This window comes from Photobacterium sp. CCB-ST2H9, from assembly GCF_023151555.2.
Classification (GTDB): Bacteria; Pseudomonadota; Gammaproteobacteria; order Enterobacterales; family Vibrionaceae; genus Photobacterium.
Map to the genome: position 1 here is coordinate 3,041,418 of NZ_CP100425.1, position 14,111 is coordinate 3,055,528.

At 55.2% G+C, this 14,111-nt stretch carries 9 protein-coding genes; 5 read left to right on the forward strand and 4 right to left on the reverse strand.

From position 1 onward, the window contains the following. Positions 1 to 20: 20 nt before the first annotated feature. Together glnE and L4174_RS13940 are read right to left on the reverse strand one after the other, a co-directional pair. Positions 21 to 2,879, reverse strand: a complete 2,859-nt coding sequence (gene glnE, locus L4174_RS13935) for a bifunctional [glutamate--ammonia ligase]-adenylyl-L-tyrosine phosphorylase/[glutamate--ammonia-ligase] adenylyltransferase (protein ID WP_248141484.1) — start codon at positions 2,877 to 2,879, stop codon at positions 21 to 23. Positions 2,880 to 3,033: 154 nt separating this feature from the next. Then, entirely contained in the window at positions 3,034 to 4,629 is a 1,596-nt protein-coding gene (locus L4174_RS13940; protein ID WP_248141485.1) for a methyl-accepting chemotaxis protein, read from the reverse strand. Between the two features lie 211 nt (positions 4,630 to 4,840). Here L4174_RS13940 and L4174_RS13945 point away from each other — a divergent pair, with 211 nt between their 5' ends. Then, positions 4,841 to 5,698: a potassium channel family protein gene (locus tag L4174_RS13945; protein ID WP_248141723.1), complete on the forward strand. Its 858-nt coding sequence runs from the start codon at positions 4,841 to 4,843 to the stop codon at positions 5,696 to 5,698. Positions 5,699 to 5,721: 23 nt separating this feature from the next. Here the strand turns inward: L4174_RS13945 and L4174_RS13950 are convergent, their stop codons facing one another. Further along, positions 5,722 to 7,239, reverse strand: coding sequence for an inorganic triphosphatase (locus L4174_RS13950; RefSeq protein WP_248141486.1), 1,518 nt, complete (start codon positions 7,237 to 7,239; stop codon positions 5,722 to 5,724). Between the two features lie 440 nt (positions 7,240 to 7,679). Here L4174_RS13950 and L4174_RS13955 point away from each other — a divergent pair, with 440 nt between their 5' ends. The 3 genes from L4174_RS13955 to L4174_RS13965 all read left to right on the forward strand — a co-directional run bounded on the left by L4174_RS13955 (position 7,680) and on the right by L4174_RS13965 (position 10,428). After that, entirely contained in the window at positions 7,680 to 8,360 is a 681-nt protein-coding gene (locus L4174_RS13955; protein WP_248141487.1) for a TIGR00153 family protein, read from the forward strand. A 31-nt stretch (positions 8,361 to 8,391) separates the two neighbouring features. After that, positions 8,392 to 9,660, forward strand: a complete 1,269-nt coding sequence (locus L4174_RS13960; protein ID WP_248141488.1) for an inorganic phosphate transporter — start codon at positions 8,392 to 8,394, stop codon at positions 9,658 to 9,660. A 147-nt stretch (positions 9,661 to 9,807) separates the two neighbouring features. Further along, a complete protein-coding gene (locus L4174_RS13965) occupies positions 9,808 to 10,428 on the forward strand; it encodes a TIGR04211 family SH3 domain-containing protein (protein WP_371929351.1) in 621 nt (206 codons plus the stop codon). A 90-nt stretch (positions 10,429 to 10,518) separates the two neighbouring features. Here the strand turns inward: L4174_RS13965 and L4174_RS13970 are convergent, their stop codons facing one another. Next, complete coding sequence (locus L4174_RS13970; protein ID WP_248141489.1) at positions 10,519 to 12,765, reverse strand: AAA family ATPase; 2,247 nt, start codon at positions 12,763 to 12,765, stop codon at positions 10,519 to 10,521. Positions 12,766 to 12,868: 103 nt separating this feature from the next. Between L4174_RS13970 and L4174_RS13975 the strand changes: the two genes are divergently transcribed. Next, a complete protein-coding gene (locus L4174_RS13975; protein WP_248141490.1) occupies positions 12,869 to 14,089 on the forward strand; it encodes a multifunctional CCA addition/repair protein in 1,221 nt (406 codons plus the stop codon). Positions 14,090 to 14,111 lie beyond the last annotated feature (22 nt).

The following is a 14,111-nucleotide window of genomic DNA, read 5'->3' on the forward strand; positions in this document are numbered from 1 at the left end:
GGGATCAGGTTAACACTCGGTTACACCTGCGATGAAACCTCAAAAATTTGCTGCCACAGATGGGTGACCACATCGCGTTCCGCCGCGAATTCTCCCTCGTCCACATAAGCATCCTGCCCCAAGAGGTTCAGACGATGAATTTCATCCCGCAGCGTACAGTACGCCTGAATCAGCGCCTGCGCCTGTTCGGGTGCCATCACGCCTTTGGCTGCCATCGTTTCAAACAGACGGATATTGTCAGACCAGCGGGTCAGCGCAGGCTGCTGGGCACAGTGACACAGCACCAGATACTGTGTGATGAACTCAATATCGGTGATCCCGCCCGGGTCTTGTTTCAAGCCAAACTGGCCCGCCTTTTTCCGGCCGAGATGCTGCCGCATTTTCTCACGCATCTCCACCACAGCCTGACGCAGCGTCTCAGCATCCCTGGGCTGAGAGAGGATCCCGGCTCGCACCTGATCAAACCCCGGTCTGAGCACATCGTCACCGTATACCATCCGGGCACGCACCAGTGCCTGATGTTCCCAGGTCCAGGCTTCGTTAGCCTGATATTCTGCAAATGCATCCAGCGGACTGACCAGCAGCCCGGAAGCGCCGGATGGACGCAGCCGGATATCAACTTCATACAGAACACCAGATGCTGTCCGGGTTGAAAACAGATGGACGATTCGCTGGGTCAGACGCAGATAGAACTGGCGGCCATCAATGGCCTTCTCACCTGTGGTATATACATCCGCCGGACAGTCGTGCAGGAACACCAGATCCAGATCAGAGCCGTACCCCAGCTCAATCCCGCCGAGTTTGCCATAGCCAATCACGCCAAATCCCGTGCCGCGACGCTCTGCCAGGTGCGACGGCTCACCATATTTGGCCACCATCTGCAGCCAGGCCTGTTTCACCACAGCGCCGATGATCGCCTCAGCCAGATAAGTCAGGTGATCACTCACTTTCATCAGCGGCAGCACCCCCGCGATATCCGCTGCAGCAATGCGCAAGAGCTGCGCCTGCTTGAACTGGCGGATCGCTTCCATCTGCTGCTCCATATCTTCTTCCGGGATCCGTGCCAGATATTCCTGCAGCTCAGCCTGATACTGATCCAGCGGCACCGGATGATAAAGGTGCTGCGGATCCAGCAGTTCATCGAGCAGAATCGGATACTGAGCCAGCTGCTCAGCCACCATTGAGCTGGCCGCACAAAGACGGACCAGATGATCCAGTGCGCCCGGATGTTCACTCAGCAGTTCCAGATACGTGGTCCGGGTCGCGATCCGGACTATCAACTGGCTAATCCGCGACAGCACCAGCGCGGCATCGTCCCGGGTTACGATACGGGCGAAGACTTCCGGCATCAGGCGTGCCAGTACCTCACGGCCACGCGGTCCGATCGTCCGCTTCGACAGTTCCTCTTTCAACCGGGTCAGCACTGCCACCTGATCTTCAATGTCTGGTGCTGCGACATCACTGAGTACCGCAACGAGCATTTCCTCATCTTCAATCAGAGTCCAGAGCTCGTGATAAGGCTGCGCCGCCGCATCATGACTGTCTTCCTCATCCGCGCCGACAATATCCTCAAACACCCGGTGAATGGCTGCCATGTGCCGGTGTATCTCTGCCGAGAGTGCCACCCAGTCGGCATAACCCATCGCCGTTGCCAGCCGGATCTGATCCAATTCCGTGTCCGGCAACGTTTGAGTCTGTTTGTCGTGAATGGCTTGCAGCAGATTTTCCAGACGGCGAAGGAAAGCATACCCCTGTGTCAGTTGCTCTACCTGTGTTTCCGGCAGCAACGCCAGCGCATTCACCGCCGCCAGGGTTTCTCTCAGCCCGCGCTGCCGCAATGAAGGCTCCCGCCCTCCCCGGATCAGCTGAAATGACTGCGCAATAAACTCCACTTCCCGGATCCCGCCGGGCCCCAGCTTGATATTGTTGGTCAGGCCGCGGCGGCGGACTTCCGAACTGATCATGGACTTCATCCGCCGCAGCGACTGAATCGCACTGAAATCGATATAGCGACGAAACACAAATGGTCGCAGCATCTGGCGGAGCGTCTGATAATGTTCTGCGCTTTCGTCACCCATCACCTTCGCTTTGATCATGGCGTAACGTTCCCAGTCACGTCCCTGTTCCTGATAGTAATCTTCAAGAGCAGCGTAACTCATGACCAGAGGGCCGCTGTCGCCGAACGGGCGCAGACGCATGTCAACCCGGTAACAGAATCCGTCGACCGTCTGCTGATCCAGCGCCTTGATCAACCGCTGACCGAGACGGGTAAAGAACTGGGCATTCGCCAGGCTGCGTCGTCCGCCCTGCGTTTCACCGTTTTCCGGGTAGGTAAAAATCAGATCAATGTCAGATGAAAAATTCAGCTCGCCGCCACCCAGTTTGCCCATCCCCAGGATCAGCATCGGCTGAGGGACACCGTCCGCGCTGCATGGCGTTCCGAATTCCTGACAGCACTGGGCATAGAGCCAGTGATAAGCTTCCATAATCAGCGCTTCTGCCAGTCGGGAAAGATGCGACAAGCTCTGATCCAGCGTTGCCCGCTGAGTAAAATCCCGCCAGGCAATCCAGACCATTTCGCGACGCCGGAAACCACGTAGCACCCGTAATAAAGCGGCCTCATCGGTTACAGCAGACAACAGTTCCCGCAGCGCTTCACGATAGCAGTCGGCACGCTCCGCCTGCTCCAGCTGTTGCGCCAGCCAGGGCAACAACGTGGGATCCTGAATCAACGTAGCCTGTATGAAATCGCTCAGCCCCAATACCTGATTCAGTTCGTCCTGCCATGTTGATGGCCATTGTGCCAGTTGATCAGGGTGCGCTTGCTGTAGCTTTTCCATCGCCCTTTCAGTGGCGTGTTGAAGGCGTGCGTGTGTCATATTCATTCCTTGGCAAGTGGTAAGGGCTGTCCACCCAACGTCGCAGTATTTGACATCTTCCGACTAAGATAACGGATCAGGGCATTGAGGCCCATCAAAAGAACGCCCACCAAATTGGCGGGCGCTGTCAGTCAGGTCAGAGGGGTTAGGTCAATCAGATCCGAAAGGCCTGAATTTTTTGTTCCAGATCAGCCGAGTGCCCCTTCATCGTATCCGCAGTCTCCGTCAGTTCGGTCACCACCACGACAGAAGCTTCAACCAGCTCCCTGACATTATTCAGGTTCTGATTCATTTCCTCGGCGACCGCACTCTGCTGTTCAGACGCAGATGCAATCTGGAAATTCATGTCATTGATCCGCTGAACCTGTTCGACAATCTTATCGAGTTCACCGCCGGCACTGGTCACCAGATCGACCCCTTCGGCCGCCTCAACCACACTTTGCTCCATCAGGCCGACCGCTTGTTTGGCGCTGTCCTGCAGCTGACCAATCATCTCCTGAATTTCCACCGTTGCTGTCTGGGTCCGCTGCGCCAGATTCCGGACTTCATCGGCCACGACTGCAAAGCCGCGTCCGGCATCACCGGCACGGGCAGCTTCAATCGCCGCATTCAGTGCCAGCAGGTTCGTCTGTTCGGAGATACCCTGAATAGTGACAATCACAGTGCCAATTTGCTCCACCCGGGTTTCAACCTGGCTGACGGCCTCGGCGGATGCCCGGATATCGGTCGACAGCTGATCAATCGTGGTAATGGTTTTCGCCACAAACTGCTGTCCCTGATTGGCCTGAGCCGCAGTACCTTCCGTTGCGCCTGAAGCTTCGCGGGCATTTTCTGCCACGGTCTGAACCGTAGAGGTCATCTCGCTCATAGCCGAGGCCAGTTGGTCTATTTCGTGGAATTCTTCCTGCGCTGATTCTTTGGTTTCCTGCATGCTGACAGACATCATATCGGCCAGTTCAGTCAGCTCTGTGGAAGCGGCGCGCTGATTCCGGATTACCTCACTGAGCTGAATCCGTGTCCGTTCCAGTTCACGGGCCAGATCGCCGTATTCATCCTGACAATCCATCACCACCGGCTGAGAAAAGTCCCGGTTTGCCATACGCTTGATTGCTTCGGCCAGATAACCGGTCTGGCGCAACATGAGGCTGGCAGCCCCCAGCAACAGCACCATGAAAGCCACAATCATTGCGGCGGTCTGCCAGGCAATCTGCACCATGTAAGCACTGTAATAACTGTCGGCTTCTGCACCGGACTGTGACGCAACGATCAGCCAGCGGGTCCCGGCCACCGGCACGGCATATTCAAAACGCTTGCCGTCCCCGAGTGTCAGCGCCTGTGCGGAAGTCAGCCGCGCCAGTTGCGCCCCCAGCGCCTGACCACTGTCTGTCTGCGCCGTTAAACCGTTGAGCTGCTTTGTGGCCGGATGTCCGTTCACCTGACCATTAGCGGTATTCACCAGATAGGTATAAGCACCGTCCTGCCCCTTTTGCGCTTCAATGACCGACACGGCCTGCTGCAGTCCCGCATCCCCCTGAGCGAATAAAACCGACAGCATCGCAGCCTGATTCAGCGCCTGCTCTCTGGCCTGCTCTTTCTGAATGTCGACAACCGACTGATAAAACGTCCGGGCATCCCACAACTGTTTCCCTATCAGTAAAACCGTACTGAACACCATGAGTAAAACCAGTTTGGGGACGAGTCTGATGTTGCTGATTCCCTTTTCCCAGGGCTTGAAAACCATTTCAACCATATTGGATGGATCTCCTTTGTCTTAGCCAGCGGTTCGATCCTCGAACGCTTGATGCCTGCCTGGCTGCAAGGAGCCAGTGTTAATTTTAGTGAAGACAGGCCTGAATCTACTCAAAACAAACTTGCAATTCACTCGGCAACACCAGTAAATTCAACTTGCTAGCGGTACCGAATATCATAATATGCCTGCTATAAATAACTAAAATTGAATGATGAAAAAGATCGATGGCGTCAAACATGAACTGAATCCGATGAGCCTGGTTGCGCTCATCTTGTCTTTCGTGTCTCTTGCACTGGTCTCCAGTCTGTTTTTTATTCCGCGCAATGACAGGATATATACCCTGTTTGTCACCATAGATACCCTGATTTGTCTGTTTTTCTGGCTCCAGCTCACCGCCGATCTGGTGAGAAGCCAAAGTAAAGGCGACTATCTGAAAAAACACTGGCCCGATTTCCTTGCCAGTATTCCCATCATTGAACCGTTACGCTTTATGCGGGTCATCCAGATTTTCAGGGTCCTCCGGCTGCTTCGATCCGGTCAGCAGATCCTGCAGCACATCATGGCTTATCGCCGGGAAGCCACCCTCGCAACTATTTTTCTGTTGCTCACTGTACTGGTTACCGTTGGTTCCTCTTTGATCCTCATCATTGAAAGCAAAGATCCGAACGCCAATATACTCAGTGCAGATGATGCCCTGTGGTGGGTGTTTGTGACGATTTCAACCGTGGGATACGGCGACCACTATCCGGTCACCACGCTGGGAAAACTGCTGGCCACCGTCATTATTACCTGTGGTGTCGGTTTATTTGGTATGGTCGCCGGTCTGATCAGCTCTTTCGTTTCAGAACCGGGAAAGCACGCACCGCCCAGACATCCGCATGATCAGGTTCACTGGGATAAAGTGTTACATAACCAGAAAGTCTTACTGGATCGCATCAGTTCGCTAGAAAGCAGGCTTGCCGAAGCCACAAGGCAGGCAGAACGCAGGCAACAAAAAACGCCTTCCCCTCTCACCGACACGAATCTGTCGGATGAAAAGACAAGGCGTTCGTCACCGGACCCGGACTGAGCCGGGTCGGACAGGAAAAAAGATTAAGGCCAGTAAGGTTGCTGTGCCAGCCCGATTTGCCGGCTCTGATCCATGGCATGCAGCAGGGAGTCTTCCTTGCGGTGCAGCCATTTATCAATTTGCTTGCGGTCCTCTTCTTCCTCAAATTCAGGCTGCAGCACCCGAATCGGTTCAAGCTGACGCAAATCTTCCATCCCCTGAAGCACATCCAGCCACGGGCTTCGGAACACATCGCGACGTTCCGCATCATATAAAGATGCAAAACACAGTCCACCAACCAGATTCCGAAGCAGACGGGGCTGTTGATCGAGATAGTCCGCCCGGCTGAGCGCCCGCTGGGCACCAAAGGCGTCGCCCAGCTCTTCCCAGGCTTTTGCCAAAGCTGAATCAGCAAACGCTTTTGCAGATGCAGCCAGCCGCTCTCTGGCCTTTTCATCCAGAAACGGCTGCCAGCCCCGGCTCAGCAGCCAGCTGCTGAGATTCAGAAGCAAATTACAGTACCGTGATGAGTGCAGCAGACGCAGGACATCATCGGGTTCAGGCAATTCTTCCTGCCGCTCTTTCAGCTGTTTCACCAAAGCTTTACGGGCATTGAGCTTTTTCAGGGCATGGCCTTTCTCGGCCAGCCAGCGATCCAGCGCTCCGGCTTCTTCCAGCCAGTCCAGCTCGCCTTCCAGCCAGCTCAGCTCCTGACGCAACTGCGCACTGGCACGACGGGGGATCATACTGCCGAACACCACCAAAGTCTGACGGATCAGCGAAATCGCCTGACTGATCTGAGTCAGTGCCGCCAGTTCCTGGCGCTCAACATAAATCTGTTCGTGGTAATGCCACTGTTCTAAGGCATGCTCCAGCGAAATCATCAGTGCCTGCTCAGCACTGGCATCCGCGTGAAGCGGGACGTAGGACAAAGGTTTCACCGCATCGCCGGCATAATCTGCCGCCAGACGGTAACCCCGGGCAGCTTTGCTCAGGTTACCCAGCCGGATTCCGCCGACATCACACAGCTCACGGGCCAGCGTGAACAATGCATCGGTCTGGCCGGATTTCAGCTCCAGCTCGACTTCACAAATCGGTTCACTGCGATCACCGGCGCGGACTTCGCCCTGATCAAAAGCCAACTCGATCTGGCTGCCGTCCGGCATCGCGACCAGCCACTGCTGCCGCTCAAAGTCGGTCGAGAATAAAGGCGCGATCTGTTCAGAAATGGCGGCAATCTCGAAATGTGCCGGCCAGGCATCGGCAGGGTGTAAAGATAAGTCCGGCTGCGGGCCGTTCAGTTCAGCATTATACTCAGGCCGCTGGTGCAGTCCGGCAACAACACGTCCTGCTGTCTTGAGGGTCTGAATGTAGACATCATCAATCCGGCGAACCCGCAGGCCGATGTCATGCTGACGAAGAATTTGCTCAGGGGTATCGAAATAAATGTTACCCAGTCGCTTACTGCTTTGCTGCAAGATTTTGGCTTGGGCAATTTTTCGCAGTAGATGACTCGAAAATTCCGCTGAGACGAAAAACTTCAGTTCTATCTCGGTTTCCATAATTGTCCCTATAAACGGTAGCCAGCCAAGGATATTTGCTAATCTTGCCGGGAGCAAGCAGGAAATCTCCCCAAATAGCAGCACAAAATGTGTTTCCCTGTACTACGTTATACGTTACCATGCGCGCCACAGGGCCTGTTGACCTTTGGATTATTTGTTCTGTTCAGTGCTGAAATAAGCGCTAATCAAGGCACGAATCATGGAGTTTAGTGCGCTAAATAAATGATGAGTAACGCAGTGAAGCGCTTGTTCAGCTCAGAAAGAGCTGAGACAACTATTCCGCTTCATTCCGTGAATCAGGTTTATCCGGCAGCACCTCCTTTCAGCCTTAACCGACGCGACATCTGATCGCTTACGGAACGGGAGTCCAAACCTCAGCAGGCTCAGATTCATCGCTCAAGATTTCGCCTTTATCACAGGTATCTTTAGGTTGATCGGCTATGCCAGTAAATACAATCATGGGGCTCTTTGCTAAATCCCCAATCAAACCGTTGCAACGCCATATCACGCGTGTCAACGAATGTTGTGAATTGCTTGTTCCGTTTTTTGAAGCGTGCCACGCCAAGGAATGGGAAAAAGCCGGACAGTACCGTGAGCAAATCTCGCAGCTTGAAAAAGATGCGGACGTGCTGAAACGTGAAATCCGTCTCAAGCTCCCGCGCGGCCTCTTCATGCCAGTCGACCGGACTGACATGCTGGACCTGCTGACTCAGCAGGATAAACTCGCTAACCTCGCCAAGGATATCGCAGGGCGCGTCTACGGACGTCAGCTAGACATCCCTGAGAACCTTTACGCAAACTTTCTCGCCTATGTTCAACGCTGCCTTGATGCCGCCAATCAGGCCAGTCGCGTCATCCATGAACTGGATGAACTACTGGAAACCGGTTTCAAAGGCCGTGAAGTCACGCTGGTTGCTGAAATGATTAACCAGCTTGATGTCATCGAAGACGATACCGACAGTATGCAGGTCACCCTGCGTCAGCAATTACGCAAGGTTGAAGACCAGTACAATCCTGTCGATGTCATGTTCATGTACAAGATCCTCGAATGGGTCGGCGGCATTGCCGATCAGGCTCAACGCGTCGGATCTCGTCTCGAAATTATGCTATCCCGCTCATAACGAGCAACGGTAATAAAAACAAGGTTTTACAATGGAAATCCTGGCTAATTATGGCACCGTGATTATCATGGTGGCGGCCCTTTTTGGCTTTCTTATGGCGATTGGTATTGGTGCCAATGACGTCGCAAACGCAATGGGAACCTCGGTTGGTTCCAAAGCGCTGACGGTCAAACAGGCGATTTTTATCGCGATGATCTTTGAGTTTGCCGGTGCCTACCTGGCAGGCGGCGAAGTCACAGACACAATCCGGAAAGGGGTGATTGAAACCTCTCACTATGCGGCCCAGCCTGAAATCCTGGTTTACGGGATGATGTCAGCGCTGCTGGCAGCCGGTTCATGGCTGCTGTTGGCGTCCTACATGGGCTGGCCGGTCTCGACCACTCACTCCATCATCGGTGCCATCATCGGTTTTGCGTGTGTATCAGTCGGCACTGAAGCCGTTGACTGGGCTTCAGTCCAGGGCATCGTCGGCAGCTGGATCGTAACCCCACTGATCTCGGGTATTTTCGCATACGTGATTTTCATCAGTGCCCAGCGTCTGATCTTTGATACCGATAATCCGCTGATCAACGCCAAGCGTTTTGTGCCTGTCTATATGTTCATTACCGCGATGGTGATCGCGCTAGTGACCATCAAGAAAGGTCTGAAGCACGTGGGTCTGCATCTGAGCACCACAGAAGCCTGGCTGGCGTCTGTTGCAGTCTCTCTGGTCGTTATGGCCTTTGGTTACCTGTACATCCGCCGTAACTATCAGGATGCAGAACAATCTTCCGGCACCAATGGCTATGCGGGTGTAGAGCGTGTATTCAGCCTGCTGATGGTCGTGACGGCCTGTGCCATGGCCTTTGCGCACGGTTCAAACGACGTAGCAAACGCAATTGGCCCGCTGTCTGCGGTTGTTTCAACCGTTGAGCACATGGGTCAGCTGTCTGAGAAAAGTGCCATTGCATGGTGGATCCTGCCGCTGGGTGGTTTTGGTATCGTTGTCGGTCTGGCAACCCTGGGCCACAAAGTTATGGCTACCGTAGGTACCGGGATTACCGAACTGACGCCAAGCCGTGGTTTCGCTGCACAGCTGGCAACCGCTTCAACGGTTGTCCTGGCATCGGGCACCGGCCTGCCGATTTCAACCACCCAAACACTGGTGGGTGCAGTCCTGGGTGTTGGCTTTGCCCGTGGTATTGCTGCACTGAATCTGGGCGTGGTCCGTAATATCGTGGCCTCCTGGATCATCACCCTGCCTGCGGGTGCGCTGCTGTCAGTCATTTTCTTCTACGTAATGCAAGCGGCTTTTGGCTGATTTCAGTCAACCTTCGGTAAACTTTGCCAAAAAGTAGCACAAGGTCAAAAGAGGGAGGCAATGCCTCCCTCTTCGCTTGCGCCATTGGCGCAAAATTCTTAGTATCTGTGCTCCATCGATTAACCAAGCTCCTTCAAGGATCTCAGTGTGAAGCAACTTATCCGCTTAGTTTTTGCCGCTGTCACTGTGCTGATGACAGCGCAGGTACACGCTCAGCAGGTGCGTTATATCTCCGATGACTTGTTTACTTACATGCATCGCGGACCAAGCACGCAATATAAAATTTTAGGCAGCGTGAACTCCGGTACGAAAGTGACCGTGCTGGAAACAAACCGGGAAACTGGGTTTGTCAAAGTGACTGATGATCGCGGCCGTACCGGTTGGGTCAGCAGTGATTACATTTCCAATCAGGTTGGCTTGAAAGAGCGCTTACCGAAGCTCGAAAAAGAGCTGAGCGAAGTGAAAAAAGCGCTGGCGAACGCCAGAAAATCCAGCGATGAACGCAATGCAACTCTTCAGTCTTCACTGGAAAGCCGCAGTACGCAAATCTCCGAGCTGGAAGAACGCAATACCAAGCTGAATGAACAACTGTCTACCTCTCAGTCAGAAATCCGCGAACTGCGCGCCAAACTGGATACTCAGGCAGATGACCTGCTGATGAAGTGGTTTACCTACGGCGGTATGGTTGCCGGTGGTGGTCTGCTGTTCGGCCTGATCCTGCCGCACCTGATCCCGCGTCGTAAAAAGCGCAATAACGGCTGGGCGTAATCCCCGACTGTTCCTCCGAATCAAAAAAGGCAGCCCCGGCTGCCTTTTTTCTGTCTGCGATAATGTGCCTGAGATGCGTTGTTTTCTGTTTTAACCTGCCGGCCACTGCGACAGTGCTGCCATCTCAAATCGTGTATTCTCAAAGTTCAGTACCACCTTCCGGGACTCAATCCGCTCCAGCGTCACACCAGGGGCAATTTCATCCCCTTCATAGGCTTCACGGCCATTCACTTTGATCCAGCGGCTATTGGCACTTGAAGAGTAGATATGCGTCTGCAGGTCAATGGCCGGCAAACGTTTCTGGACCTGTCGCGGCAGATCGGCGACGGTCATGACGTCTTCATCCGGCGCTGCAGAGACTTCCGGCTGAGCTGCGCGATTGGCAACGGCCCGTTCATCAATCAGCGATGGTTGCTTGTCTTCCTGATCCGTGGCCTCAATCGCCTGATGCAGCCGACTGGCCAGCTCAGGAGACAGCCCGGAAAGATCCAGTTTATCCAGATCCCAGCTGTTTTGCTGACGGTCTGCAATATCACCTTCCGGCGAAACCTCGTGGACGACCGGCTCCGACGGCACCGGAGACGGACCAGTCGCCACTGTATATCCGGCTGACGTCAGATCCGGCAAAGATTCCGTGACCAGCCGGGGCATCGGCAGAAAAGTCATCGCATAGGTGCTGTCATCCGGTCCGGCATCAGTCCGGTATTGCTGATAGAGCGTCGGTCCAGGCAAGGCCAGTGCGGTATCCAGCACCATCAGGGTCATCGGCCCGGCAATCCCGTCCGGATACAGTCCCTGTGCGCGCTGGAAGCGACGAAGCTTATCCAGCACCCCCTGATCGAACTGACGGCTGGCCGTTCCCGGCTCGCCCAGCAGGCGATTGAGCTGCTGATCCAGCCAGGCAACGCGTGTGCCCTGCTGCCCGTAACGAATACTGCTGCTTTCTCCCATCGGAGCCCGCCACATCAGCGTGTAATCCTGCTGCCAATGCGTCTGTAACCATTCCCGGCTGACCCGAATCCGCTCACCGCCCAGCATCAGCTCAGCTTCTCCCGGCCACAGCGCGTACAGCACAGCATAAAATGTCTCACCGTTCTCCCCGGTCAGAGGCAGAACGGCAGGACGGTTAATCAGGCCCAGTTGCGCCAGATCGCCTTTGTTTTGCTGACAGGTCAGCCCGATCCGCTGACTGCTGAGACAGTTGGCCTGATTCGGTGTCACCTCATACCCCCAGAGCCGGTAAAGCGTCTGCATTGCCTCTCTTTCGTCCGGCTGAAGTGTCACTAACTGCTGCCAGCGTTGTTCCAGAGCTGTCTGCGCAGCGGCCGCTTTTGCTTCGGCGGAGACGGGTTCAGACGAGCGCTTCACAGCAACCACTGCTGGCTCCTGCGGGGTGATTCCCAATTGCTCCCGAGCCAGCCACCCGCCGCCGAAGTAACCGGCAGCGACCAGCGAAGGCGCGAGGATCCCGGCAATGACCCAGCCCGGTTTCACCTTACCTGTTCTGCTGCCGGCGACGGGCTGCGGCACGGCCCAGCCCAGCGCCAGTTCACTGGCCTGTTTGATGTGTTCCGGCGTAATCTGATACCGGCTGTCCCGGCAGGCCATCTGCATGGCCTTATCGCACACCAGATTGATCTGGCGGGGGATCCCATGACAGACCTTCGCAACGGCTTTCAGCGCCGGAGGGGTAAATACCGGATGGGTACAGCCAACCTGATCCAGCCGGAACCGGACATACGCAGCAACCTCAGTTTCGGTCAGCGGCAACAGGTGATAGCGGGAGGTAATCCGCTGGGCAAGCTGCCGCAGCCCCGGCTGCTGCAGTAATTGTTGCAGTTCCGGCTGCCCCACCAGCACCACCTTGAGTAACTTACGCTGATCTGTTTCGAGATTGGTCAGCAACCGCAACTGCTCCAGCACATCCGGCAGCAGGTGTTGCGCCTCATCAATCAGCAGCAGTGTATGCTTTCCGGCCGAGTCGTTGGCTTTAAGATGATCATAAAGGCGGTCGGTTAATATCTTGTAGCTGTCTTCCGGCGATGCGGGCAGTCCCAGCTCATCACAGATACTTTCGAGCAATTCATGGGCCGACAAGGCCGGATTGAGTACCACGGCAACCTGGGTATCATCGCCCAGCTTTGAGAGCAGCGCGCGCAGGACCGTGGTTTTACCCGTGCCGACTTCGCCGGTCAGCAGGCCAAACCCGCCGCCGTCGGCCAGTCCGGCCAGCAGATGATTGAGCGCTTCACGATGGCGGTCACTGAGATAGAGAAACCGTGCACTGGGCACGATAGAAAACGGGGCTTCTGTCAGGCCAAAAAATGCCGTGTACATGTCTTCGTCCGGGATGAAGTAAAATAACTGAGATACATTAGCGTTCGTGACACCGATTGTATACCCTTCGGGGGCAAGACTGACAAAAGACTAGGAGAGAAAAGTGGAGATTTATCTGGTTGGTGGTGCTGTACGGGACAAGCTGTTAGGCCTGCCCGTCAAAGACAAAGACTGGGTTGTTGTCGGCACCACCCCGCAGCAAATGCTGGATCAGGGTTTCAGCCAGGTAGGTAGTGACTTTCCCGTCTTTCTGCACCCGAAAACCAAAGAAGAATATGCGCTGGCCCGTACCGAGCGAAAAGCAGGCAGAGGCTACACCGGCTTTACATGCTATGCCGCGCCGGATGTCACGCTGGAACAGGATCTGATGCGTCGGGATCTGACGATCAATGCCATCGCCGAAGCGGAAGACGGATCGCTGATCGATCCTTATCAGGGTCAGCATGATCTGGAAAAACGCCAGCTCCGCCATGTTTCTCCGGCATTTGTGGAAGACCCGCTGCGGGTACTGAGAGTCGCCCGCTTTGCTGCCCGATTTGCGCCGCAGGGCTTTACCGTGGCTCCGGAAACCCTGTCCCTGATGCAGGAAATGGTGGTTGAAGGAGAACTGGAAGCCCTGACCCCGGAACGGGTCTGGCAGGAATGGGAACGTGCGCTGTCGACGGAACGTCCGGACATCTTTCTGACCGTGCTTCGCCAGTGTGGTGCGCTGGGTGTGGTGATGCCGGAAATTGATGCCCTCTTCGGCGTGCCGCAGCCAGCCAAATGGCATCCGGAAATAGATACCGGCATTCATACCCTGATGGTGTCTTATCAGGCAGCTTTGCTGAGTAAGGACCCGGTGATCCGGTTCTGCGCTCAGGTCCATGACCTCGGCAAAGCCCTCTCTCCGGTGGCTGAGCTGCCGAGCCATAAACTGCACTGTCAGCTCGGACTGGATGTGATCCGCAGTCTGTGCCAGCGACTGAGAATCCCGAATCATTACCGCGATGCGGCGTTAATGGTGTGTGCCCAGCACACCAAAGTCCACAATGCGAATGCGCTGCGCCCTGCCACCTTCATTAAGATTTTTGACCAGATTGACGCGTGGCGAAAACCAGAGCGGGTGGAACAGCTAGCGCTGTGCTGCCGGGCTGATGTGCGTGGCCGGACAGGCTTTGAGGATGATCCTTATCCGCAGGCCGATGTATTACTGACAGTATTTGCAGCCGCACAGGCAGTCGAAGTCAAACCAATCGTTGCTGCGGGTTACAAGGGTGCCGAGATTAAAGAACAGCTGGCCGCACGTCGCTGCGAAGCCGCAGCTCTGGTGCTGGGACGATAGACAACCCAGGCAGACGGTTCTG

Excerpts from the sequence above, each read along its gene's own strand:
- glnE (WP_248141484.1), bottom strand. The coding sequence starts at position 2,879 with ATGACACACGCACGCCTTCAACACGCCACTGAAAGGGCGATGGAAAAG.
- L4174_RS13945 (WP_248141723.1), top strand. The coding sequence starts at position 4,841 with ATGAAAAAGATCGATGGCGTCAAACATGAACTGAATCCGATGAGCCTG.
- L4174_RS13950 (WP_248141486.1), bottom strand. The coding sequence starts at position 7,239 with ATGGAAACCGAGATAGAACTGAAGTTTTTCGTCTCAGCGGAATTTTCG.
- L4174_RS13970 (WP_248141489.1), bottom strand. The coding sequence starts at position 12,765 with ATGTACACGGCATTTTTTGGCCTGACAGAAGCCCCGTTTTCTATCGTG.
- L4174_RS13940 (WP_248141485.1), bottom strand. The coding sequence starts at position 4,629 with ATGGTTGAAATGGTTTTCAAGCCCTGGGAAAAGGGAATCAGCAACATC.
- L4174_RS13955 (WP_248141487.1), top strand. The coding sequence starts at position 7,680 with ATGCCAGTAAATACAATCATGGGGCTCTTTGCTAAATCCCCAATCAAA.
- L4174_RS13960 (WP_248141488.1), top strand. The coding sequence starts at position 8,392 with ATGGAAATCCTGGCTAATTATGGCACCGTGATTATCATGGTGGCGGCC.